Source organism: Ruegeria conchae (assembly GCF_000192475.1).
GTDB classification, from domain to species: Bacteria; Pseudomonadota; Alphaproteobacteria; order Rhodobacterales; family Rhodobacteraceae; genus Ruegeria; species Ruegeria conchae.
Genome location: NZ_AEYW01000006.1, coordinates 184,838 through 203,902, shown reverse-complemented (window position 1 = coordinate 203,902; position 19,065 = coordinate 184,838). Strand labels below are relative to the sequence as shown.

Below are 19,065 nucleotides of genomic sequence, written 5' to 3'. Positions count from 1 at the left end.
GGGTATTCTTATGGTTGAACTGAATCTGAAACGCCAGATACCGGCGGAACCGGTTCCCGGCCTCCATTCACGCAAACCTCTTGGGGCCTGCCTGCGGGATCAAGGGGTGATATCAGAGGCTCAGCTCCAACAGGCGTTGCATTTACAAACCCGCCAGAATGCCCCGTTGGGGGAAATCCTTGTTGGTGAAGATTGGGCCAGTCGGGCCGAAGTTCTCTCTGCCCTGTCCGAACAAACAGGCTTGCAAATTGCCGATCTGGATCAAACTCCACCTCCCGAAGAGCTTTGCGCGCTGAAACCATTGGAGTTTTGGCTAACCCACAACGTTCTGCCTTGGATGCGAGTTGGACCAATTCTGCCAATTGCAACGGCGCGGCCTGACCGGTTCGATACGGTTTCAACTGCGTTAAGTGATACAGGCTATACGATCGTCCCGGTTCTAGCCGGGGCCGAACAGATTGATACCGCAATTGCGCGCCATTTTGCCGCCGATCTGACGGAGGCGGCTGAAACGCGCGTCGATTTGCAACAAAGCTGTCGCAACTGGGGGGCAACGGCTCGGGCCAGACCTATCACGTTGGTCGTTTTGCTAATCACTTTATGCAGCTTATTCCCAATGCTGGGTCTCACCGCTCTACTTTGGACAACGCTTGCGACATTGGCGTTGTTCCTCTTCCTTCGTGTCTCGGGGCTGATTGCCCATCTGACACTTCGAAACCCTCGTCTTGTCACAGCAGATCCGATCCGCCTGCCCTGTGTGTCGATACTGGTGCCGCTTTTTAAAGAAAAAGAAATTGCAGAAATCCTGATCGCCCGTCTGCGACGGTTGACTTACCCAAAGGCGCTGCTCGATATCATATTGGTGCTTGAAGAGCAGGATAGCGTCACCAAAGCCGCACTGAATAACATCGAGCTTCCCAGCTGGGTACGGGTACTTGAGGTGCCGAAGCGGGGTAAACTAACGACCAAGCCTCGTGCGATGAACTATGCGCTGGATTTCTGCCGTGGGGATATATTGGGTGTCTGGGATGCCGAAGACGCCCCGATGCCAGATCAGATCGAATCCGTTGTCCGGCATTTTGCGGCCGCGCCCGAAGATGTTGTCTGCCTGCAGGGCGTCCTGGACTATTATAACCCGCGCACCAACTGGCGGTCGCGGTGCTTTACCATCGAATACAGCGGTTGGTTTCGGGTGATTCTCAGCGGCATCGCCCGATTGGGCCTTGTGGTTCCGCTGGGTGGAACCACCTTCTTTTTTCGTCGAGACAAACTGGTCGAGCTGGGCGGATGGGATGCCCATAATGTTACTGAAGACGCAGATTTGGGCGTTCGTCTCTGCCGGGCTGGCTACAAGACTGAAATCGTCAGCACTGCCACCTATGAAGAGGCTAATTTTCGGGCCTGGCCCTGGGTCAAACAGCGCTCGCGCTGGCTAAAGGGATTCATGGTTACATATCTGGTCCATATGCGCGCGCCGTTAAGGTTGCTGCGCGATCTGGGACCGCTCCGTTTTCTGGGCTTTCAGGCCTTTTTTCTTGGAACGCTCGGGCAGTTTCTACTTGCCCCGGTGTTATGGGTATTCTGGCTGACATTTCTCGATCTGCCGCACCCCTTTCAGCACATCACAACACCTGACTTTCTGCGAAACTGCATTTACTTATTGCTCGCTGCAGAAGCTGCAAATCTTTTGGTTGGCATGCTGGGCGTCATCGCGGGCAACAGGCGCTTTCTGCTGCCCTGGGTTCCGATGATGGTCCTCTATTTTCCACTGGGTGTTCTGGCGGCCTATAAGGGCTTGTGGGAACTAGCGGTACGGCCATTCTTCTGGGACAAAACCCAGCACGGTCATGCGGTCGAGGAAAGCGAGGCTGCTATTTCTCGCGCCGGATCGCATCCTGTTTCAGCCGGGTCATGAACGCGACCGAGATATGGTCCTGCAGGGCTTGTTGGGCCCCTACCTCATCGCGGGCAGCAATCGCGTCAACGATGTTTTTGTGCTCATTCTGCGCGATTTCACCGCGCCCCTCAGCCGCAAGGGATGTAGTCGCCATCAACGCCATGGTCCTGTGCACCAGATCAAGCTGTTGCACCAGATAGCGATTGTGCGAGGCCAGATGGATCTGCTCGTGAAACCTGCGGTTGGCACGCGAAAGCGCAGACGAGTCATTCACCAGCGCATCATCGGCATCTACCATATCTTGAAGGACCCGGATTTCTTCTTCGGTCGCATGCTTGGCCGCCAGCCTTGCGGCGAGCCCCTCCAATTCGCGTCGCACGACATATAGTTCTGCCATCTGGTTGTGGTCCAGCGACGCCACGATCAGAGACCGCCCGTCCCGTTCCAGCAGCGATTGCGTCTCTAACCGCTGCAACGCTTCGCGGATCGGTGTACGCGAAACGCCAAAACGCTCGGCCAACTCGCTTTCCACCAACCGGTCGCCCGGCTTGTAGACGCCCACATCGATTGCTTCGAGTATCAGGCTATAGGCATCCGTATTGGACTGTTTGGATTGGGGCATCGGCTATTATGTCTCCTGGTTCGGACATGTCTAGCCGCCTCACGCCCCGGCAATCAAGTGCGGCATTGAAAACCGTCGTTCATCGCCCTAAACCCAAACCATGGTCAAACCTGCCTTTACTCACGTCACCCAATGGGTGTTCGACCTCGACAACACACTTTACCCACCGCATATGCGCCTGTTCGATCAGATTGAGGTGCTGATGACGGATTACGTGGTGCAAGCGATCGGCGTCGACCGACCCGAGGCCGATCGGCTCCGTTCGCACTACTGGCGTGAATACGGCACCACGCTTGCCGGCCTGATGGCCGAACACGATCTGGACCCAGATCCCTATCTGCACGCAGTGCATCAGGTGGATATGAGCCATATGGAGCCTGACGCGACATTGGCCGATCACATTCGTGCGCTGCCGGGCCGCCGCATCGTCTATACCAATGGGTCAGCGCCTTACGCACAGCGTGTTTTAGCTGCACGTGGGCTGGATGGGCTATTCGATGCGATCTACGGAATTGAGCATGCGGGCTATCGCCCAAAACCGCAAAAGGCTGCATTCCAAGCCATCTTTGCTCAGGACGGAATCGAAGCCACACAAGCAGCCATGTTCGAGGATGATCCACGCAACCTGGCAGCGCCGCATGAGATGGGAATGCGTACCGTTCACGTCGCCCCTGATCCACACCATGCAGATCACATTCACCATCACACGGACGATCTGACCGGATTTCTGGGCCGCCTGCGATAGGCTGTCACACTGCGACGATCTGTGCGTTTCGCAGTCGCAGCATCAGCCCCATATGCAGCTCAGCGACGAACAGAATTGGAGATCCCAATGACCGCGCTCGATATCCCAGCGCGCCCGCCTTTGTGGCAGCGCCTGTTGTTTGCAATCCCGCTTTTTGGCTGGATGGCCCGGGATGTGGCCAATGCCGAGGCCGAAGACCTGTACTACTCGGCCGCAGCACTCGTCAGTATGTGGGGGTGTTCCATCCTTCTGTTCGGCCTGCCTGGCCTTTACATCCCTGCACTGATGATGGTGCCGACGATGTTCCTTGTCCTGATTTTGATCTCTCGCGGATAAGGCACGAGACAGGATGTCACTTGGCACCCACCTCGCAACAGCACTAGTGTCTGCGGCAACGGAGACATATTCATGACCGACAGCTGTGACATCCTGATTTCTGGCGGTGGAATCGCCGGATTGACCGCCGCCGCCGCCTTTGGTGCTGCCGGGTTTGACGTGATTTGCCTCGACCCTTCACCACCGATCACAGAACGCGACGTGGATGGCTCGGATCTGCGCACTACTGCCTTTTTGCAGCCCGCCCATGGGTTGCTAGAGCAATGTGGACTTTGGGCGCGTTTGGATGCACATGCTGCCCCTCTGCAGATCATGCGCATTGTGGACGCAGGCGGTGATGTACCCGAACCCCGCGTGGTACGCGATTTCAACGCCGCTGATATCTCGGATCAACCGTTCGGCTGGAACCTGCCCAACTGGCTGCTGCGGCGTGAGATGGTGGCACGGCTGGGGGAATTGCCAAACGTCGATTTCCGACCCGGTTCTGCCACGATCAGCCTGTTCACCCGCACCAATGAAGCACGTGTTGGTCTGAGCGATGGCAGCCGCGTCCGCTGCAAACTTGTCATCGCCGCAGACGGACGAAACTCGCCGATGCGGGAAGCCGCCGGAATTAGCGTGCATACCACCCGCTACGGCCAGAAAGCTCTGGCCTTCGCCGTTACTCACCCAATCCCGCACGACAATGTTTCGACCGAAATCCATCGGTCCGGTGGGCCCTTCACCTTGGTCCCCCTGCCCGATTGGCAGGGTCAGCCGTCGTCTGCGATTGTCTGGATGGAACGCGGCCCACGCGCGGTCGAATTGCTGAACCTCGGAGCCGAGACATTCGAGGCTGCGATGACTGAACGCTCCTGCGGGCTGTTCGGACCGCTGAAACTCGCTTCGCGCAGGACAATCTGGCCAATCATCAGCCAGTCGGCGGAACGTCTTGCTGGTGAACGCATTGCCCTGATGGCCGAAGCCGCACACGTGGTCCCCCCTATCGGCGCGCAGGGACTGAACATGTCGCTCGGCGATCTTCGTAGTTTGATGGAACTAGCGCTGGCTCGGCCCGAAGGCTTGGGTGACGCGCAAATGCTGGATGCCTATCATAAGGCCCGCCATACTGAGATCGGACTGCGCGTCAAAGGTATCGATCTGCTGAACCGCGCCTCGATGATCGAGGCGCGACCGCTGCGTGATGCAAGGGCGATGGGGCTAAATGCGCTCTATTCCTTACCAACAGTGCGGAAGACGCTGATGCAAATGGGCCTCGGCGTCCGCTGATCCGTCAGGCGGGCTTCTGCCCGCGTTGCCGGTTACAATACCTGATCCAAAACGCGTGTCAGGCGCGAAATCGTGCCGTCGACATCATAAAGTTTGTCCAAGCCAAACAGCCCCAGACGGAATGTGCTGAACCCAGCCGGTTCATCACATTGAAGCGGCACACCTGCCGCGATCTGCATGCCCAAAGCCGCGAACTTCTTACCGTTTTGAATCTCGGGGTCGGCAGTGTAACTGACGACCACTCCAGGCGCGCCGAAACCTTCGGCTGCCACCGACATCACGCCTTTATCCTTCAGATAAGCCCGTACGCCATCCCCCAAAGCCCACTGCGCCGCACGCAACTTTTCGAATCCATACTCACGTGTTTCAAGCATGGTATCGCGAAAGGCACGCAGAGAATCCGTGGGCATCGTGGCGTGATAGGCATGGCCGCCATTTTCATAGGCCTGCATGATCTGTCGCCATTTCTTCAGATCAATCGCAAAACTGTCAGATGTGGTTTCGGTCAACCGTGCTTCGGCCCGCTCAGACAGCATGACAAGACCGGCACAGGGCGTCGCACTCCACCCCTTTTGCGGAGCCGAAATCAGCACATCCACACCGGTTGCCTTCATATCGACCCAAGCACAGCCCGACGCGATGCAATCCAGTACCATAAGCGCACCCACCTCATGCGCGGCGGTTGCCATTGCGTTTACATAGTCATCAGGCAAAATCACCCCAGCAGAGGTTTCGACATGCGGGGCAAAAACGACATCCGGGCGTTTCTCATGGATTGTCGCGACAACTTCTTCTATCGGAGCAGGTGCAAAGGGCGAAGGGCTGGCATTCCCGGTCTCTCGGGCTTTCAAAACCGTCGTCGAACCGGTCAATTCACCTGATTCTATGATCTGGCTCCAGCGATAGGAAAACCAGCCGTTGCGGACCACGAGAACATTTGCCCCGCGTGCAAATTGTCGCGCAACCGCCTCCATCCCGTACGTCCCGCCTCCAGGAACAATGGCGACACCTTCAGCGTTGTATACCTCGCGCAACATATCAGAGATATCGCGCATAACCTGTTGAAAGTTTGCAGACATATGGTTGAGCGAGCGATCAGTAAATACGACCGAGAATTCCTCAAGGCCATTGGGATCAACGGTTCCGAGTAATGCAGGCATCATGCGTCCTTTCCTATCGCCACTTGTTTCTGCCTGTTCCTTGCCTCGGGGTAAAGCTTCAATGCGCCAAGATTGGTTGACCTTAAGTAACCCGCAACCTTAAGTTTTACTTTGAGATTTAACATGCAACAATTAGCAGAAATGACGCCAACTAGTGTCACCATCTCTTTACACCCTGACGTGTTTCTGACCAGATACACTCACTTTGAACAAGAATGGATTTTTTAGCTCGTGACTGCGCAAAAGCGGATCAATTTTCAGGTCGTCCGGGACGAAGTTAAACGGCGGATTGAATCACGTATTTGGCCACAGGGCTCACTTCTGCCCACCGAAACCCAACTTGCGGAAGAGTTCAATTGCGCCCGCGCTACAGTCAACCGGGCGTTGCGAGAACTTGCAGAACAGGGCTTTGTCGAGCGTAAACGCAAAAGCGGGACGCGGGTTAAGAAAGAGCCGCGCAAACAAGCCAAACTTGAGATTTCACTGGCACGTCAGGCAGTTGAGAATCAGAACTCAGCCTATCGCTACGCACTGGTGGAACGTAGGGTGGTCTACAGCCCCGGCTGGCTGACCTCTCAATTGAATGTCGAGCCGGATGCGCGTGTCTTGCATGTGATTTGTATGCACTATGCTGACAATCGTCCCTTCCAGCTTGAAGAGCGCTGGATCAATATTGAAGCCGTTCCCGAGGTTGAACACGCCGATCTGAACAAAAGCGGCCCTCATGAATGGTTGCTGAACGCAGCACCTTTTACCGAAGCTGAGATCGCCTTTTGCGCCATCTCTGCCGATGGGCGCTTAGCTGATTTCATGGGCACCACGACTGGGACATCGATGATCCAGCTCGAGCGGACCACATGGAAAAACGGCCGCCCCATGACTTTTGCCCGCATGACCCATCATCCCGGATTTCGAATCCGCTCAAAGTACTAACCAATCGGTCCTGGAAGGCGCTCTTCGCTTAGCAATACGTTGGCCTCGACTTCCCCGGCCCCGGGCAGAGTCATAACGCGTCTCCGCAAGACTCTCTCGAAATCAGCCAGGTCCCGCGCCACAACCCGCAAGCGATAATCGTAAAGCCCTAGCACATGCTCGACTGTCTGCACTTCTGGAATGGCACTGACGGCGCGTTCAAAATCCTCAAGGCTAACCTGACCTTTTCGCGCTAGTTTCACGCCCAAAAACACCGTTACCCCGAACCCGAGCGCTTCGGCGTTCAGCCGCAATCGTCGACCTTTGATCACACCCGCATCTTCCAGACGCTTAATTCGGCGCCAGGTGGCGGGCTGAGACAACCCGAACTTGCGCCCCAATGCACCGGCGCTTTGGGTGGCATCCTGCCTCAAAGCGCGCAAAATCCTTCGATCGATTTCGTCCAATTCGATCATATCGGCAATGCCTCATCCTGTTTGACTCGAGCAATGTGCATCAAGGCCTCAATATCTGCGATATGCGGCAGTGTCAGGATGCGATCCCGATAGACCTGTTGGTAATGGCTCATGTCCTGTGCCAGCACTGAAAGGCGCACATCGACGCGCCCCAGAAAGGTCTGAAGTTCGATCACCTCGCCCACTTCACGGGCAGCTTCGGTAAATTCATCAAAGGCCCGTGCCTGCGTCTTGTCCAAGGTCACGCGCAGCGACACTTCTACCGCATATCCCAGAGCGGTCCAATCAATTACTGCCTCCTGCCCTTCGATGATACCCGCCGCCTGCATCTTTTCGATTCGCCGCCCGCAAACTCCCTGCGTGCTGCGGCAACGTTCGGCCAGTTCCGCACCGGACAAACTCGGCTCGGCCTGCAGATGGCGTAATATTCGGCGATCCAGATCATCTAACATGAAATTCACAAGAATAGCATTTTTCAAGAATAGACAAGGCATTTATTCTTGATTTTCCAAGGATAGAGCCATCGCTATCCATGGAAATACAAAGTAAAAACCACCGCAATCGAAACAGAAAGGACCGGCAAAATGCGCGTCTATTACGATCGCGATTGCGACATCAACCTGATCAAAGACAAGAAAGTGGCCATCCTGGGCTACGGCTCGCAAGGTCACGCCCACGCTCTGAACCTACGTGACTCGGGCGCCAAGAACCTTGTCGTAGCGCTGCGCGAAGGTTCGCCTTCAGCGAAGAAAGCCGAAGCGGAAGGTTTGGAAGTGATGGACATCGCTGAAGCCGCCGTTTGGTGCGACGTCATCATGTTCACCATGCCCGACGAACTGCAGGCCGAGACGTACAAGAAATACGTGCATGACAATATCAAGCCGGGCGCCGCGATTGCGTTTGCCCACGGCCTGAACGTGCACTTCGGCTTGATCGAGCCGAAAGAAGGTGTCGACGTCATCATGATGGCCCCTAAAGGCCCCGGCCACACTGTGCGCGGTGAATACACCAAAGGCGGCGGTGTTCCTTGCCTCGTCGCGGTCGACAACGATGCGACCGGCAAAGCGCTGGAAATCGGCCTGTCCTATTGCTCAGCCATCGGTGGCGGGCGTTCGGGCATCATCGAAACCAACTTCCGCGAAGAATGCGAAACCGACCTGTTCGGCGAACAAGCCGTTCTGTGCGGTGGTCTGGTAGAGCTGATCCGCTGCGGCTTTGAAACGCTGGTCGAAGCTGGCTACGCGCCCGAGATGGCCTATTTCGAGTGTCTGCACGAGGTGAAGCTGATCGTGGACCTGATCTATGAAGGCGGCATCGCCAACATGGATTACTCGATCTCGAACACGGCCGAATACGGCCAGTACGTCACCGGCCCGCGTATCCTGAAATACGACGAGACCAAAGCACGAATGAAAGAGGTTCTGAACGACATCCAGCAGGGCAAATTCGTTCGTGACTTCATGCTGGAAAACGCCGTTGGTCAGCCGACCATCAAAGCGGCCCGCCGCGCCAATGACGAGCACATGATCGAAGAAACCGGTGCCAAACTGCGTGGTATGATGCCTTGGATCTCGGCCGGTAAAATGGTCGACAAAGAAAAGAACTAGGCCTGACGTCTGTTAGTGAAAGGGCGGCCCATGTGGCCGCCCTTTTCATTTGCCCACCGCATCGGCAAAACAGGTCGCAAGTACATAATCCCAGCCACTGTTATAGCCATCTCGCTTGGTTTGTGCCTCAGCGGCCCAGACCTCCCAACCAGAATGGGTCAACGTAACTTTGGTTTGTCCCTGCCCATGATCCTCGAACTTCACCTCGACGCGGGTCTGTTTGTCTGGATCAGTGCCCGGATGCCAGCTCATAGCAAAGTGGCGACCGACCTCATAATCCAGAACCTCCCCCCATTTGGCCCGTGCGCCATCATGCATCACTTCATAGACCGCGCCGCCAACTTCAGTTTCAATCACGACACCCAAAGCCGCCTTGCCAGCTCCGGCAGATACCGCGTGCCGGTTCAGTGGCCACCATGATGCCGTGCGCTTGACGAATATGTCGAAAGCCTGTTGTGGCGCTGCATTTACAACTACAGTTTTGATGATTGGATCCGTCATATGTCCTGCCCCCCTTCATTTACCTCAATTGCAAAGCTTTCCAGAACATCAGACCAGTAGCGCTCTAACCACGCCCGCATTTCATTCAGCCCGCCGGGCCGCGCCGCATAAATCCGTCGGGTGCCTTCAGCGCGGCATTCGACCAAACCGGCGTCGGAAAGCACTTTCAGATGCTGGGATACCGCAGGGCGACTAACGGGCAATTCACCTGCCAGTTCACCTACTGCACGGGGCTTGTCAGCTACCGCTTCGAACACCTGCCGGCGGGTCGGATCACCTAACGCATAGAACGTATCATGGTAAGTCATGACTAACGGTAAGTAAATACTTACAAAAAGTCAAGATCGCATCGTGACACCGACCTGATCGCAGGATAAGGGGATGGAATGGTTCAACAACCCGACCACCGCGACTGGAGCGGCATCGCAGCGCTCGGTCTCATCTGGGGGGCCACTTTCATGGTCGTGGCCATAGCTCTTGAAGGCTATGGCCCCATTACTGTGGCCACCGCGCGCACAACTCTGGGCGCGGTCACACTGCTGATGTTGATGCGGATCACACGGCGCAAAATGCCCGCGATGAGTGCTCAACTTTGGTGGTTCGTCACTGTTATCGGAGTGCTTTCTACTGCCCTGCCCTTTGTGTTGCTGAGTTGGGGCCAGCAATATGTGCCATCGGCATTTGCGGGCCTGTCGATGGCCGCGGTTCCGCTCATGGTGCTGCCATTGGCACATTTCTTTTCGGATGAGCCTATGTACGTGCGCCGCTTGGTTGGGGTATCGCTGGGATTTTCCGGTGCGCTTGTTCTGATCGGCCCCGGCCTGGCACAGCTGGGCCAAGGGGCCGAGCCACTGGCCCAGCTTGCCTGTATCGGCGCGGCATTCTGCTATGCCAGTTCATCCGTTATTACACGCCGTTGTCCGCCAATTGACCCGATAACGTTGTCTGCACTGACACTGGTCGTTGGCGCAGTGATCTTATTGCCGATCATGCTGATGACTGAAGGAACACCCACATGGCAAGGCACACGCTCAGGACTTGCCATCATAATTCTGGGGCTGATACCAACAGCCTTCGCCACACTGCTTCGCGTTTCGATCATCCGTAGCGCCGGATCGGTTTTTATGACCTTGGTGAATTATCAGGTGCCCATCTGGTCAATGGTATTCGGAGCGTGGATTCTGTCCGAGGCTTTGCCTCTGCGCTTCTACATCGCTCTACTCATGATTCTGACCGGTTTGGCGATCAGCCAATGGTTCAGCCTGCGTAAAATGCTGATCGGGCGTTAGCCTGTGGCGGCCTCGACCTCGGCCACGATCCCATCAACAACCTGGTTCAGCAGGGCGGAATCTTCGCATTCAGCCATAACCCGGATCAAAGGTTCGGTTCCTGATTTGCGGATCAACAGGCGTCCCTGACCATTCAGGCGTGCTTCGGCGTCGGAAATAGCACTTTGGACGCTGGCGGCCTCAAGCGGCGCCTGACCGGCACCAAAACGCACATTTTTCAGCAGTTGCGGCACCGTCTCAAACTGGCGCGACAGTTCCGAGGCCTTCTTTCCGGTCTGTACCATCTCGGCCAGAAAATGGAGCCCTGCCATAAGCCCGTCGCCGGTTGTGGCATAATCGCTCATAACAATATGGCCCGATTGTTCGCCGCCCAGATTGAAGCCACCTTCGCGCATCCGTTCGACTACATACCGGTCACCAACGGCAGTGCGTTCCAACCGCAGCCCTTGCCCCGCCAGATACCGTTCCAGCCCGAGGTTTGACATCACCGTTGCCACCAGCGCACCGCCTTTGAGCTGGTCGGCGCGGGACCAGGATGACGCCAATAGAGCCATCAGCTGGTCCCCATCAGCTACGGTCCCGGTTTCGTCGATCACAACCACCCGGTCGGCGTCACCGTCCAGACAGATCCCCACATCCGCTCCATGCGACACCACCGTCTCAGCCGCTACGCGCGGCTGTGTCGAGCCGCAATCGAGGTTGATATTCTTGCCGTCAGGTGCAGTCCCAACCGGGATCACATCCGCACCCAGCTCCCACAGAACCTCGGGCGCTGTCCGATGCGCCGCCCCATTTGCGCAGTCGATCACGACCTTCAGCCCGCCCAGCCGCAGATCGCGCGGCAACGAGGATTTCACCCGCTCTCCGTAACGAAAGCGCGCATCATCGACCCGACGCGCACGGCCGATGTTCTGTGCCTGCGCGGGGCTTACGCCTTCTTCGATCAGCCGTTCGATATCAATCTCTGCCTGATCAGACAATTTGAAGCCATCTGGCCCAAAAAACTTGATACCATTGTCGATCGCCGGGTTGTGGCTGGCCGAGATCATCACGCCCAAATCTGCACGCATCGAACGAGTCATCAACCCGACTGCGGGCGTCGGCACCGGCCCCAGCAACAGCACATTCATGCCCGTAGAGGTCAGGCCCGCCGTCAACGCGTTTTCCAGCATATAGCCAGACAGCCTTGTGTCCTTACCAATGACCACCCGATGCACGCCTGACGCATCCCGGCGAAAATACCGACCCACAGCAGCACCGATACGCAATGCCATTTCCGCCGTCATCGGGTGCGTGTTGGCGGTGCCCCGCACTCCGTCGGTTCCAAACAGCTTGCGCATAAGTCGTTCTCCTGAAATTCCTTGTGTCCGGATTACCGGACGGCGGCCCATAGACGCAAGGCCTGAGCCGTCTCGGCCACGTCATGTACCCGCACAATCTGCACGCCCTGTGATATTCCCGCCAGAGCAACCGCGATTGATCCCGGCGCGCGGGCATCCTTGCGCGACTCTTTGCCGATCTCGCCAATGAACCCTTTGCGCGAAACGCCTAACAGGATTGGGCAGCCCAACCCGTGGAACAGGCTGAGATTACGCAAAAGGGTTAGGTTGTGATCTGTGTTTTTGCCAAACCCGATGCCGGGATCGACGATAATCAGATCGCGGTTCAGGCCCTGCCCTACCAATTCAGTGATTTGCCCATCTAGGAAATCGTAAACGTCCAATAAAACGTCGTCATATTGCGGGTCATCCTGCATCGTGGCCGGATCACCCTGCATATGCATTACGCAGACCGGAGCCTCGATCTGTGCGCAAAATGGCGCAAGTTGCGGGTCGAAAGTGAACCCCGACACGTCATTGATCAGCCCTGCGCCTGCCTGATACGCGGCTCTGGCAACGCTGGCTTTACGAGTATCGATCGAGATCAACGCATCGGTTTCGGAGCGGATCGCCTCGATCAGGGGGCGCGTACGCGCAATTTCTTCGTCCTCCGGCACGAAATCAGCTCCGGGGCGTGTGGACTCGCCGCCGATGTCCAGAATGCTTGCACCATGCGCCACCATCTCGACTGCAGCGGTGCGCGCTGTGTCAACCGAGTTATGCACCCCTCCATCCGAGAAGCTATCGGGCGTTGCGTTCAGAATGCCCATGATCTGAGGCTGCGCCATATCAAGCCCGGCGACTGTTGTACGCGCGCGCGTCAACGAATCCAGATATTCCGGAGGAATATCAACGACATTCACGATCTTCCTGACATTGTTCCGCTCGATCTTTTCGGCCTGCGTAAACCACAGATTCTGACCGGCCAGAGGTACTGAACCCTGAGGACGCAAGGAGCCGTGCTGAACCAATGGTCGATAATAGACAGTCACAGTTGCGCCTGTTCGACCGGAACTGCACGCAACGGCGTTTTAGGGGCCTCGGGCAGGTCTCCGCCGATCACCAGCATTTCGCTGGCTTCAAATGTTGCCGCGAACCACGCAGCCAGCGCCACTGCATCCGACGGTGCCGCAGACGGGCCATCTACCGCATCCAACACTACTTTCGACGGTGCCCAAACGCATATCTGACCGTTTTTCATCGCCCAATCCAACTCGGTCCGTGTCGAGACGACTACGCAACGGAAATCCCTTGCGGCCAACACCCAGGCGTTCTGCTCGATCGCCAGCAGATCAATCCTGCGTTGCGTCATGGCATGGCCGGTCTGCGGCACCGCCAGATCAGAGGCACCAACACACAAGATCAGCGGGCGCTGACGGTTCTCGAGCTGATCGATCCAGCCAGTCAGGTTTTCGGATTCAATCGCGGCATTTGACAGGAAAACAAGCCGCGGATGAGGCCGCTCTTCTTCGGTCACGTCGTGATGCACCGCATCCTTTCCGCGGACGATCTCGACCCCCAGCGCACCGGGGCCGCGATCCAATTTTTCAATTCGAACAAAGGCTCTTACGGCCTGAGGCTCATGCAAAATTCGCTCAGCCACGCGGTCAGCCAGTGTTTCTAGAAGATTCAACCGCTCAGCCGCCAATTCGAACGCGATCGCTTCGGTTACTCTGTCATAAGACAGAATGCGATCCACATCATCATCAATAGGATCGCTCAACGGACGCACTTCAACGACGATGTTGAAACAGATACGTTGGGTTGTGCCGCGTTCAGCCTGAAAGGCACCGATCTCAACTTCGACAATGTGATCCCGCAAAGAAATACGATCCAAAGGACCGCGAGGTGCGGTTGCCTCGGACCGCTCAGAGGGATGCGCGAAGGCAAGGCGGATTTCAGAGCTCATACGTCGGACCTTTTCGGGCTCGGTGGACTGATCACAGCCCACTTTAGGCGTTTCGCGGGCGTATAGCACCGTAACATGCGCCTTTCCAGCTATCGATTGCGGCGTTACATGACCCGAAACCAGCTCATCATTCCCGATGCCGCATGGCCTAGCATGTGACAATGCAACAGCCAGTTACCTGGATTGTCGGCGACAAGCGCCACCTGCCGCACCTGCCCACGCTCGACCAGAACAGTGTCACGCCACGGCCCCAGCGTACCATCCTGCAAGATTATGCGAAAATGGTGGCCATGCAGATGCATGGCATGTGGAAATGCCGTTTCATTTGCAAATTCAATCCGATGAACCGATCCCAATCGCACATCCAGAAACGGATCATCCGGCCGCTCTGCATATCCGTTCAATGCCCAGAATCGCCCAAGCTGTGCCAACTCACGACCTGAAAGCTCCGCATCGCCCAAGTTGGCGCTTTCCAACCAGCGCATTGCCCCACCTTGCATCGTCATACGATGCAGCGGAGTGTTCTGCAGTGTAATTTCGGGCATCTGATTTACCGGTAGCGGATCAATTTCAGTCCGCGCAACACGTGATGAAACTCCTGACACATCAAACTTGAGCAATCCGTATGCGCCGTCCCGCTCCACGCTGACAATGCTCGCCGCCTGGCCCGAGTTCGCCAAAACATCAACGATCAGGTCAGCCCGCTGCGCGGGTGCCAATGGGAAACTGTTTTCAACCCGCAATGGAACCTCAAGCGGCATACCGTCAAGCGCCACGATCCAGCCGGCGAGCCCGTCGAGCGTGACGTCGAATACCCGGGCATTCGCCGCATTGATCAGCCGTAAGCGTAATCGTTCAGACGTCTGTACCGGATAAGAAGGGTCAAACTTTCCGTTCACCGTTATAAGGTTGCCCAGCCGACCCGCATGGCTCAGATCATGACCATTGTCGAACTCGCCTGAAATCTCTGCGCTTTCGGGGTCAAGGCGCCAATCGTCCAGCATCAGGCTCAGGTCCTGATCAACATCGGGTCCGCTGGCCTCTTCGACGATCAAAGGGCCATAAAGCCCTCGCGCGACCTGTTCCATAGATTGATTATGCGCGTGGTACCAATAGGTCCCCGCATCCGGCACCTCGAAATCATAGTCAAAACTAGCCTTCGGCTGCACGACCTCCTGCGTCAGACCGGGCACTCCATCCATCGCATTGTCAATCCGGACGCCATGCCAGTGAACAGTCGTTGGTTGGGGCAGCATGTTAACAAGCTTGCGACGCACTCGGGCGCCCTGTGGAACACGGATTTCGCTACCCGGAACACCACCGCCGTAACTCCAGATCGGTGTTTCCGGATACCCTTGGGGCGCGATCTGCTGCATGGAAGTCTGTGCCACCAACTCGGAGGCCGATGCCATCGCCACGCGTGGCATCATCGACAAGGCCAAGGTCGATTGCAGAAACTGTCGGCGTGATATGGTCATTACGAGCCTCCTGGCTCGCAACATAGTCGGTAAAACGCCTGTAGCCAGCACCTTTCCAGCGCTGGTGCGTCAATCAGTTGCTGGCAGTGCGATAGTTGTGCTTGTAGAAAATATGCACACCAATCCGCGCAGTTTCCTTGTAAACCCGTGACCAGGACGGGCGAACTGCCTTCGTGTGATAGTGTGTGGCACCCGCTGTCATCTCTTCAGCAACGCCATCAATCGCCGCACGGGCAACCTTGGCGACACGCTCGTAAGCACGCTTTTCGTGGATGACCTCTTTGTGGCCATCGCAGGTGTAAGTAAACTGGCACTGATACTTCTTGCCGGTTCCCTGCTTGATCACACCACAAAGCGAATTCGGAAAGCGTCCGCTTTCGACGCGGTTCATGATCACTTCGGCTACGGCAAATTGCCCGCGTACGCTTTCACCACGGGCTTCGAAATACAGCGCCTCTGCAAGACAACGGAAATGTTCATCTCCGTTTGCGTTGGGCTGCTGATCCAACCAACCTTTGGTGTAAGAGATTTCAACCTTTTCCGGTGCCTTACGCGGCTTGAACAGCGTAAGATAGTCGCGAAAGTTCTGCGCTGGCAGCTCGTTACGGGCAACCAGTTCAACAGGTTTTTCGTCGTTCTGCCGTTCGGCGAACAACAAACTTGGCAGCACGGCTGCGGCCCCCACGGCGACAGCCATTATGTAGCGTCTCATCAGATAACCTCGCACAGGCACAAACGCGCCATACCCTCCCCCGGCGGGCGCGACGAGGCACATACCCCACTTCGAGGCAGACGTCCAGTTTTCAAATAAATGCAAGTAAAAAATCGCCTACGCCACCGATTTTCATCGACAGCGGGGCAATTACTTCGCCACTATTTCTAGGTAGTGGACAGTTAGTCAACCCCCAAGTTTGGACGAAATCGCCAGTTGAGCGGCAGACAGCCTAGCGACCGGAACTCGGAAGGGAGAGCAGGACACGTAGTCAAACCCCAGAGCTCGGCAGATGGCGATTGATTCGGGGTTACCACCATGTTCACCACATACTGAAAGCGTAACGTCTGGCTGAGCCTCCCGACCACGTTCGGCCCCAAGCTTCAGCAATTCGCCAACCCCGTCCCCATCAAGAACGTGAAATGGATCTTCATTGAAGACCCCCAAATTCACATAAGCCGACATGAACCGCCCCGCATCGTCGCGCGACAATCCATAGGTCATCTGAGTCAAATCGTTGGTTCCAAAGCTGAGAAAGGCGGAATGCGGGGCAATCTCATTCGCGCGCAGACAGGCCCGGGGCGTTTCCACCATCACGCCCAACCGATAATCGAATTCCTGCCCTTGCTCCGTGGCAACCTCGGCCGCGACCGTATCGATCCGGGTTTTAACCAGCTCAACCTCGCGCTTGGCCGAAACTAGTGGGATCATCACCTCGGGCACCACGGGTGCGCCTTCCTTGCTGGCCTCCAACGTTGCTTCGAAGATCGCGCGCGCCTGCATGTCGTAGATTTCGGGTACAGTCACGCCCAAACGTACGCCACGCAGCCCCAGCATGGGGTTGTATTCGCTCATCGCCTCGACCCGACGCTCGACATCAGAAACGGGCAGGTCCAGCGCCTCGGCCAGTTCTCTCTGTCCACTACGGGTTGTGGGCAGGAATTCATGCAATGGCGGATCGAACAGGCGGATGCAAACCGGCTGCCCCTCCATGATACGAAACAGCTGTACAAAATCCTGCCGCTGCATCGGCAGCAGGCGTTCCAGCACCGCAGCACGCCCCGAGGGCGTTTGCGCAAAAATCATCTCGCGCATCACGGTCAGACGACCCGGATCAAAGAACATGTGCTCCGTCCGGCAAAGCCCGATCCCTTCTGCTTGAAAATTCCGCGCAGTCTGTGCATCGGCAGGCGTATCGGCATTCGCGCGGATCGCAATGTCCCGCTCGGCGTCGGCCCACCCCATCAAGGTTTGAAAGCAATCATCCAGCGCTGCCTCAAGCATTTCCGGCTGGCCTGCCAGAACCTGCCCGGACGTGCCGTCGATGGTCAGAATGTCACCTGTTTTGAACACCCGCCCATCCGGAGCGTTCAGCAGCTTTTTCTTGGTTTGAAACCGCATCTCGGACGCGCCGACAATACAAGGCAGTCCCAAACCTCGGCCGATCACCGCCGCATGGCTGGTAATCCCACCCTTTTCGGTCAACACCGCAACCGAGGCATGCATTCCCCGCACATCCTCGGGCGAAGTTTCACGGCGCACAAGAATACAAGGTTCACCCCGTGCAGCGCTGGCCTGCGCTTCGGCTGCGGTAAATACAATCCGACCTGTCGCAGCGCCCGGGCTTGCGGCGATGGCCGTGGCCAGAACATCACGTTCAGCGTCTGGGTGAACCTGACGGTGCAGCAGTTCATTCAGCGAGTGCGGGTCGATGCGCATCACAGCCTCTTGCGGCGGGATGATCCCGTCCTCGGCCAAACGCACCGCAATCCGCATGCCTGCGCGCGATCCGCGTGGCACCCGGACACCATCCAGAATATGTACCTGCCCGTTCTGAACGACAAACTCGACTTGCATCTCTTCGCGCAGCTTCTCTCGCATCAAGGCAGCATTGGCCTTGAGATCTGCGAAAGCTTCGGGAGCCACATCTTCCAGTGATGGTCCGCGCTCATCCTTCTCAAGATACAGCGCAGCAACGCCTTCGCCGAGCGCATCGCGCCCCTGGCTCTGGCTCAGATACCGCCCAGTGATCTGAGGCATGCCCGTTGCCGGATCAATCAGTTGCAGCACGCCCGATCCACATTCGCCTTGCCCCACGCCCGGGATCATTTCCTGAATCACCAGTCCAAGCCCGGCATCTGCGGGTGCCCCTTTGGCCTGTCGCAGCAACCGGGCCGAGGTTCCATCCCACGCCCGCGCCATCGACCGCAAGACACCGATCAACTGCTCACCCCGATCCTGAGGGAAGACCTCGTCGGTTTCATCTTCATACGCGCGCAGATACAAGCTCAGCCCTTCGCGACCATCCGTCTCGATATCATCGAATACATCCGGGTCCAGACGGGCCACATGCAGCGCGTAGCTCTGCACGAACCGAAGATAGAGCGCCGCCGCCGCTTCTGCGCCCATATCCGCCGATCGATCGAGATAACGCGCATCATTCATACCGATGTTCAGCACTGCGCCCGGGCCACCCCAATCTGGGTCTTCTGAACTAGGCCGTACACACAGCAGCGCCTCGGCATCGAATTGTTCCAGAATGGCGGCGATGTCAGGCACCTGACCTTCCGCGATGCGCTGCACCGCGTCAAAAGACAGCGCCACCGTGCGCGGCACCGGCATGTCCAGTCGGACCAGACGTTGCAGGCACTTCGCCCGGCCGCCATGGGTATTGGCGGCAACGGGCGCTTTAGGAGTGATAAGCGTGGTATGCGGATTATTCTGCACTGCGGCACCTTTTGGTTTGCCCGCAGCATAAGGCCCTGCGCCCATG

19 protein-coding genes are annotated in these 19,065 nt (G+C 57.0%); 7 read left to right on the top strand and 12 right to left on the bottom strand.

From position 1 onward, the window contains the following. The first annotated feature begins 10 nt into the window (after positions 1-10). On the top strand, positions 11-1,915 hold the full coding sequence (locus G7G_RS0105500; RefSeq protein ID WP_010439328.1) for a glycosyltransferase family 2 protein: 1,905 nt from the start codon (positions 11-13) through the stop codon (positions 1,913-1,915). On the opposite strand, the gene G7G_RS0105495 is transcribed toward G7G_RS0105500, so the two are convergent. Further along, the gene (locus tag G7G_RS0105495; RefSeq protein ID WP_010439325.1) at positions 1,872-2,519 is read right to left on the bottom strand and encodes a GntR family transcriptional regulator; all 648 of its coding nucleotides are present in this window, start codon (positions 2,517-2,519) and stop codon (positions 1,872-1,874) included. The two genes, G7G_RS0105500 and G7G_RS0105495, sit on opposite strands and share 44 nt — an antisense overlap. 100 nt (positions 2,520-2,619) lie before the next feature. Here G7G_RS0105495 and G7G_RS0105490 point away from each other — a divergent pair, with 100 nt between their 5' ends. The 3 genes from G7G_RS0105490 (at position 2,620) to G7G_RS0105480 (ending at position 4,869) form a co-directional block, all read left to right on the top strand. After that, positions 2,620-3,264, top strand: a complete 645-nt coding sequence (locus G7G_RS0105490) for a pyrimidine 5'-nucleotidase (protein WP_010439322.1) — start codon at positions 2,620-2,622, stop codon at positions 3,262-3,264. Positions 3,265-3,351: 87 nt separating this feature from the next. Next, the gene (locus G7G_RS0105485) at positions 3,352-3,600 is read left to right on the top strand and encodes a hypothetical protein (RefSeq protein ID WP_010439320.1); all 249 of its coding nucleotides are present in this window, start codon (positions 3,352-3,354) and stop codon (positions 3,598-3,600) included. A 72-nt stretch (positions 3,601-3,672) separates the two neighbouring features. Further along, positions 3,673-4,869 (top strand): UbiH/UbiF family hydroxylase, encoded by a 1,197-nt coding sequence (locus G7G_RS0105480; protein WP_010439318.1) that lies wholly within the window; start codon positions 3,673-3,675, stop codon positions 4,867-4,869. 32 nt (positions 4,870-4,901) lie between these two features. Here the strand turns inward: G7G_RS0105480 and G7G_RS0105475 are convergent, their stop codons facing one another. Next, on the bottom strand, positions 4,902-6,029 hold the full coding sequence (locus G7G_RS0105475) for an aminotransferase class V-fold PLP-dependent enzyme (RefSeq protein WP_010439317.1): 1,128 nt from the start codon (positions 6,027-6,029) through the stop codon (positions 4,902-4,904). A gap of 231 nt (positions 6,030-6,260) precedes the next feature. Between G7G_RS0105475 and G7G_RS0105465 the strand changes: the two genes are divergently transcribed. Beyond that, the gene (locus tag G7G_RS0105465; protein ID WP_010439315.1) at positions 6,261-6,962 is read left to right on the top strand and encodes a GntR family transcriptional regulator; all 702 of its coding nucleotides are present in this window, start codon (positions 6,261-6,263) and stop codon (positions 6,960-6,962) included. On the opposite strand, the gene G7G_RS0105460 is transcribed toward G7G_RS0105465, so the two are convergent. Both G7G_RS0105460 and G7G_RS0105455 read right to left on the bottom strand, forming a co-directional pair. After that, a complete protein-coding gene (locus G7G_RS0105460; RefSeq protein WP_010439313.1) occupies positions 6,959-7,417 on the bottom strand; it encodes an Lrp/AsnC family transcriptional regulator in 459 nt (152 codons plus the stop codon). The two genes, G7G_RS0105465 and G7G_RS0105460, sit on opposite strands and share 4 nt — an antisense overlap. Beyond that, the gene (locus G7G_RS0105455; protein WP_029621755.1) at positions 7,414-7,869 is read right to left on the bottom strand and encodes an Lrp/AsnC family transcriptional regulator; all 456 of its coding nucleotides are present in this window, start codon (positions 7,867-7,869) and stop codon (positions 7,414-7,416) included. The genes G7G_RS0105460 and G7G_RS0105455 overlap by 4 nt, the downstream gene beginning before the upstream one ends. Before the next feature lie 132 nt (positions 7,870-8,001). Here G7G_RS0105455 and ilvC point away from each other — a divergent pair, with 132 nt between their 5' ends. Beyond that, positions 8,002-9,024: a ketol-acid reductoisomerase gene (gene ilvC, locus G7G_RS0105450; RefSeq protein ID WP_010439309.1), complete on the top strand. Its 1,023-nt coding sequence runs from the start codon at positions 8,002-8,004 to the stop codon at positions 9,022-9,024. Between the two features lie 45 nt (positions 9,025-9,069). On the opposite strand, the gene G7G_RS0105445 is transcribed toward ilvC, so the two are convergent. Both G7G_RS0105445 and G7G_RS0105440 read right to left on the bottom strand, forming a co-directional pair. Further along, positions 9,070-9,525 carry an SRPBCC domain-containing protein gene (locus tag G7G_RS0105445; protein ID WP_010439306.1) on the bottom strand — a complete coding sequence of 152 codons (456 nt, stop codon included), beginning with the start codon at positions 9,523-9,525 and terminating at the stop codon, positions 9,070-9,072. Beyond that, a complete protein-coding gene (locus G7G_RS0105440; RefSeq protein WP_010439305.1) occupies positions 9,522-9,833 on the bottom strand; it encodes an ArsR/SmtB family transcription factor in 312 nt (103 codons plus the stop codon). The genes G7G_RS0105445 and G7G_RS0105440 overlap by 4 nt, the downstream gene beginning before the upstream one ends. Positions 9,834-9,911: 78 nt before the next feature. Here G7G_RS0105440 and G7G_RS0105435 point away from each other — a divergent pair, with 78 nt between their 5' ends. Next, positions 9,912-10,814, top strand: a complete 903-nt coding sequence (locus G7G_RS0105435) for a DMT family transporter (RefSeq protein WP_010439303.1) — start codon at positions 9,912-9,914, stop codon at positions 10,812-10,814. On the opposite strand, the gene glmM is transcribed toward G7G_RS0105435, so the two are convergent. From glmM to G7G_RS0105405, 6 genes are all read right to left on the bottom strand, one after another. Continuing rightward, positions 10,811-12,154, bottom strand: coding sequence for a phosphoglucosamine mutase (gene glmM / locus G7G_RS0105430; RefSeq protein ID WP_010439300.1), 1,344 nt, complete (start codon positions 12,152-12,154; stop codon positions 10,811-10,813). The genes G7G_RS0105435 and glmM overlap by 4 nt on opposite strands. A 32-nt stretch (positions 12,155-12,186) precedes the next feature. Beyond that, positions 12,187-13,185: a dihydropteroate synthase gene (gene folP / locus G7G_RS0105425; RefSeq protein WP_010439298.1), complete on the bottom strand. Its 999-nt coding sequence runs from the start codon at positions 13,183-13,185 to the stop codon at positions 12,187-12,189. Then, positions 13,182-14,102 carry a dihydroneopterin aldolase gene (locus G7G_RS0105420; protein ID WP_010439296.1) on the bottom strand — a complete coding sequence of 307 codons (921 nt, stop codon included), beginning with the start codon at positions 14,100-14,102 and terminating at the stop codon, positions 13,182-13,184. The genes folP and G7G_RS0105420 overlap by 4 nt, the downstream gene beginning before the upstream one ends. Positions 14,103-14,206: 104 nt before the next feature. Beyond that, positions 14,207-15,580, bottom strand: coding sequence for a multicopper oxidase family protein (locus G7G_RS0105415; RefSeq protein ID WP_010439294.1), 1,374 nt, complete (start codon positions 15,578-15,580; stop codon positions 14,207-14,209). A gap of 73 nt (positions 15,581-15,653) precedes the next feature. Continuing rightward, positions 15,654-16,292 (bottom strand): cell wall hydrolase, encoded by a 639-nt coding sequence (locus tag G7G_RS0105410; protein WP_029621754.1) that lies wholly within the window; start codon positions 16,290-16,292, stop codon positions 15,654-15,656. Between the two features lie 186 nt (positions 16,293-16,478). Continuing rightward, positions 16,479-19,064 carry a putative PEP-binding protein gene (locus tag G7G_RS0105405; RefSeq protein WP_010439288.1) on the bottom strand — a complete coding sequence of 862 codons (2,586 nt, stop codon included), beginning with the start codon at positions 19,062-19,064 and terminating at the stop codon, positions 16,479-16,481. Position 19,065: the final 1 nt, after the last annotated feature.

Bases quoted from the DNA above. Each gene is read 5' to 3' on its own strand.
- G7G_RS0105500 (WP_010439328.1), top strand. From the start codon at position 11: ATGGTTGAACTGAATCTGAAACGCCAGATACCGGCGGAACCGGTTCCC.
- G7G_RS0105495 (WP_010439325.1), bottom strand. From the start codon at position 2,519: ATGCCCCAATCCAAACAGTCCAATACGGATGCCTATAGCCTGATACTC.
- G7G_RS0105490 (WP_010439322.1), top strand. From the start codon at position 2,620: ATGGTCAAACCTGCCTTTACTCACGTCACCCAATGGGTGTTCGACCTC.
- G7G_RS0105485 (WP_010439320.1), top strand. From the start codon at position 3,352: ATGACCGCGCTCGATATCCCAGCGCGCCCGCCTTTGTGGCAGCGCCTG.
- G7G_RS0105480 (WP_010439318.1), top strand. From the start codon at position 3,673: ATGACCGACAGCTGTGACATCCTGATTTCTGGCGGTGGAATCGCCGGA.
- G7G_RS0105475 (WP_010439317.1), bottom strand. From the start codon at position 6,029: ATGCCTGCATTACTCGGAACCGTTGATCCCAATGGCCTTGAGGAATTC.
- G7G_RS0105460 (WP_010439313.1), bottom strand. From the start codon at position 7,417: ATGATCGAATTGGACGAAATCGATCGAAGGATTTTGCGCGCTTTGAGG.
- G7G_RS0105455 (WP_029621755.1), bottom strand. From the start codon at position 7,869: ATGTTAGATGATCTGGATCGCCGAATATTACGCCATCTGCAGGCCGAG.
- ilvC (WP_010439309.1), top strand. From the start codon at position 8,002: ATGCGCGTCTATTACGATCGCGATTGCGACATCAACCTGATCAAAGAC.
- G7G_RS0105445 (WP_010439306.1), bottom strand. From the start codon at position 9,525: ATGACGGATCCAATCATCAAAACTGTAGTTGTAAATGCAGCGCCACAA.
- G7G_RS0105440 (WP_010439305.1), bottom strand. From the start codon at position 9,833: ATGACTTACCATGATACGTTCTATGCGTTAGGTGATCCGACCCGCCGG.
- G7G_RS0105435 (WP_010439303.1), top strand. From the start codon at position 9,912: ATGGTTCAACAACCCGACCACCGCGACTGGAGCGGCATCGCAGCGCTC.
- glmM (WP_010439300.1), bottom strand. From the start codon at position 12,154: ATGCGCAAGCTGTTTGGAACCGACGGAGTGCGGGGCACCGCCAACACG.
- G7G_RS0105420 (WP_010439296.1), bottom strand. From the start codon at position 14,102: ATGAGCTCTGAAATCCGCCTTGCCTTCGCGCATCCCTCTGAGCGGTCC.
- G7G_RS0105415 (WP_010439294.1), bottom strand. From the start codon at position 15,580: ATGACCATATCACGCCGACAGTTTCTGCAATCGACCTTGGCCTTGTCG.
- G7G_RS0105410 (WP_029621754.1), bottom strand. From the start codon at position 16,292: ATGAGACGCTACATAATGGCTGTCGCCGTGGGGGCCGCAGCCGTGCTG.
- G7G_RS0105405 (WP_010439288.1), bottom strand. From the start codon at position 19,064: ATGGGCGCAGGGCCTTATGCTGCGGGCAAACCAAAAGGTGCCGCAGTG.